This is a genomic window from Candidatus Methylomirabilis sp. (genome assembly GCA_036000645.1).
Lineage (GTDB): Bacteria > Methylomirabilota > Methylomirabilia > Methylomirabilales > JACPAU01 > JACPAU01.
In genome coordinates, this window is sequence record DASYVA010000111.1 from 1 (window position 1) to 3,501 (window position 3,501).

4 protein-coding genes are annotated in these 3,501 nt (G+C 69.7%); all 4 read left to right on the forward strand.

The features are described from left to right. A partial coding sequence (hslU, locus tag VGT06_06555; protein ID HEV8662781.1) for an ATP-dependent protease ATPase subunit HslU occupies positions 1-1,328 on the forward strand: 1,328 nt, incomplete at its 5' end. Then, on the forward strand, positions 1,325-2,332 hold the full coding sequence (locus VGT06_06560; protein HEV8662782.1) for a response regulator: 1,008 nt from the start codon (positions 1,325-1,327) through the stop codon (positions 2,330-2,332). The genes hslU and VGT06_06560, both read left to right, overlap by 4 nt. Positions 2,333-2,349: 17 nt before the next feature. After that, positions 2,350-3,228: an acetylglutamate kinase gene (gene argB / locus VGT06_06565; protein HEV8662783.1), complete on the forward strand. Its 879-nt coding sequence runs from the start codon at positions 2,350-2,352 to the stop codon at positions 3,226-3,228. Between the two features lie 40 nt (positions 3,229-3,268). Further along, a partial coding sequence (locus VGT06_06570) for an aminotransferase class III-fold pyridoxal phosphate-dependent enzyme (GenBank protein HEV8662784.1) occupies positions 3,269-3,501 on the forward strand: 233 nt, incomplete at its 3' end.

Consider the following 3,501-nt stretch of genomic DNA (forward strand, 5'->3'; position numbering starts at 1 on the left):
CGCCGCGCCAGATCGTCGCCGAGCTCGACAAGTACGTGATCGGCCAGCGGGAGGCGAAGCGGGCCGTGGCCATCGCCCTGCGCAACCGCTGGCGCCGCCAGAAGCTTTCCCCCGAGCTGCGGGACGAGGTGGCGCCGAAGAACATCATCATGATCGGGCCGACGGGGGTGGGGAAGACGGAGATCGCGCGCCGGCTGGCCCGGCTGGCCGACGCCCCCTTCCTGAAGGTGGAGGCCTCCAAGTACACCGAGGTGGGCTACGTGGGCCGGGACGTGGAGTCCATGATCCGGGACCTGACGGACCTGGCCGTCAACATGGTGAAGGGGGAACGGGCGAAGAGCGTGGAGGGGCGGGCCGAGGAGCTGGCCGAGGAGCGCCTCCTGGATCTCCTCCTCCCCGCCGTCCGCCCCGTCGCCCCGGGGTTCGAACCGGCGGCTCCCCCGCCGGGCCAGGAGACCCGGGAGAAGTTCCGGAAGATGCTCCGGGACGGGATCCTGGAGGACCGGGGGGTGGAGCTCGAGCTGAAGGACAAGGCCTTCCCCATGGTGGAGTTCTTCCCGGGGGCGGGGATGGGCCAGATGGACGTGAACCTCCAGGAGATGCTGGGGAACCTGCTGCCGGGCCGGGTCAAGCGACGCAAGGTCAAGGTCCGGGAGGCCCGCCGCCTGCTGGCCCAGGAGGAGGCGGGCAAGCTCATCGACATGGACGAGGTCGTGGCGGACGCCGTCCGGCGGGTGGAGAACGCCGGCATCATCTTCCTGGACGAGATCGACAAGATCGCCGGGCGGGAGCGGACGGTCGGCCCCGACGTCTCCCGGGAGGGGGTGCAGCGCGACCTCCTCCCCATCGTGGAGGGGTCCACGGTCCCCACCAAGTACGGGATGGTCCGGACCGACCACATCCTCTTCATCGCCGCCGGGGCCTTCCACGCGGCCAAGCCCGCGGACCTGATCCCCGAGCTGCAGGGCCGCTTCCCGCTCCGGGTGGAGCTGCAGCCCCTGACCCGCGCGGACTTCGTCCGGATCCTGACGGAGCCGGAGCACGCCCTGACCAAGCAGTACACGGCCCTGTTGCAGACGGAGGGGGTGACGCTGGACTTCACCAAGGACGCCCTGGAGGAGATCGCGGCCATCGCCACCGGGGTCAACGAGGCGACGGAGAACATCGGGGCGCGGCGGCTCTACACCATCATGGAAAGGCTGCTCGACGAGGTCTCCTTCGAGGCGCCCCACATGCCCGGCGTCCGCGTGGAGGTGAGCGCGGCCTACGTCCGGGAGCGGTTGCAGGAGCTGGTCCGAAACGAGGACCTGAGCCGGTACATCCTGTGAGCGAGTGCGTCCTGATCATCGACGACGAACGGCTCTTCCGCACGCTGGTGGCGGACCACCTGGCCAAGGAGGGTTACCGGGTCCTGGCGGCCGGGAGCGGGGAGGAGGGGCTGAAGACCCTGGGGACCGAGCCGGTCCACGCGGTCCTCCTCGACCTCGTCATGCCGGGCCTCGACGGGATGGAGGTCCTGCGCCGGATCAAGCGGGATCGGCCCGAGCTGCCCGTCATCATGGTCACCGGGTACCGGACCCCGGAGCGGGCGATCACCGCCGTGGAGGACGGGGCCTTCGACGTCGTGAGCAAGCCGGTCAACCTGGAGGAACTGACGCACACGGTGGGGCGCGCGGTCCTCCTCGCGAAGAGCAGCCAGGCCGGACAGCGACGCCAGGCCCAGGTCGCAAAACTGCAGGCCAGCGCCCTCGCCCTGGCCGACCTGGTCCGGTGGGATGTCCTGGGGGAGTTCCTCCAGAACAACCAGGTCCTCTTCCAGCGGGTCATCGACTTCATCGCGGAGGTTCTGGAGGTGGAGATCGTCTCCCTGATGCTGGTGGACGAGGCCACCCAGACCCTCCGCATCGCCGTGGCTCGCGGCATCAGCGAGGATGTGATCCAGGGCGCCCGGCCGAAGGTGGGGGACGGGATCGCCGGTCGGGTGGCCCGGAAGGGGGAGCCCCTCCTGATCAAGGACATCCGGCAGGAGTCCGTCTTCAGCGAGTCCCGCTTCTACCCCCGCTACACGACGCGGTCGCTCATGAGCGTCCCGGTCAAGGTGAACGGGAAGACGGTGGGGGTGCTGAACGCCAACAACAAGCGCTCGGGCGAGTCCTTCGACGAGTACGACATGGCCCTCTTCGTCACCTTCTCCTGCCTGGTCTCGCTGGCGCTGGCCAACGCGCAGCTCTTCCAGCAGCTCACCCGGAGCGTGGAGGAGCTGGCCCACACCAATCAGGAGCTCCGCCGGGCCAACCGGGAGCTGGAGAAACGCCTGCAGGAGGCCGGCTGAGCCGGCCGGGAGGACCCGTGGACGCCGCCGGCATCGCCAAGGCGCAGGTCCTCACCGAGGCCCTCCCCTATATCCGCGCCTTCTGGGGGAAGACCATCGTGGTGAAGTACGGGGGCGCCGCCATGACCGACGCCGCCCTCAAGGAAAGCGTGGTGGCCGACATCGTCCTCATGCGCTACGTCGGGATGCGCCCCGTGGTCGTGCACGGGGGGGGGCCCCAGATCGGCGAGGCGATGGCCCAGGCCGGGCTCACCCCCACCTTCATCGACGGCCTCCGGGTGACGGACGAGCCTACCATGCGGATCGTCGAGACGGTTCTGGTGGGGGGCATCAACCAGGAGTTCGTCACCCTGATGAACCGGAAGGGTGGGCCGGCGGTGGGGCTCTCCGGGAAGGACGGCGGGCTGATCCGCGCCCGGAAGAGCGCTCCCGTGAGGGGCAAGGGCGCGAACACCGAGGTCATCGACCTCGGGTTGGTGGGGGAGGTCGCGGGGATCAACCCCCGGATCCTGCGGACGCTGGAGGAGGGGGGGTTCATCCCGATCGTGGCCCCCACGGGGGTGGACGAGCAGGGGGTGACCTACAACATCAACGCCGACCTGGCGGCGGGGGAGATCGCGGCGGCCCTGGCGGCGGAGAAGCTCATCCTCCTGACCGATACCGATGGCATCCTGGACCTCACCGGGAAGCTCTACCCCACCCTCAGCCGGGACGACGTGGAGAAGCTCATCGAGGATGGGGTCATCGGGCAAGGGATGCTCCCCAAGGTCCGGGCCTGCCTCCGGGCCCTCGAGGGGGGCGTCCGGAAGACCCACATTATCAATGGCCGGGTCCCTCACGCCCTCCTGCTGGAGCTGTTCACCGCCGAGGGCGTCGGGACCGAGGTCTTCCAGTAGGGGAGGGTCGGCCTGCGCGCGGAGCAGGCAAGGAGCCGGTGTGACCAACCAGGAGATCATCGCCCTCACCGGGAAGTACGTCGCCAACACCTACGCCCGATACCCCATCGCCCTGGTCCGGGGGCAGGGGTGCCGGGTGTGGGATGCCGACGGGAAGGCCTACCTGGACTTCGTGGCCGGGATCGCCGTCTGCGCCCTGGGCCACGGCCACCCGCGCCTCCTGCGGGCCATGACGGAGCAGGCCCGGCGGCTGCTGCACGTCAGCAACCTCTA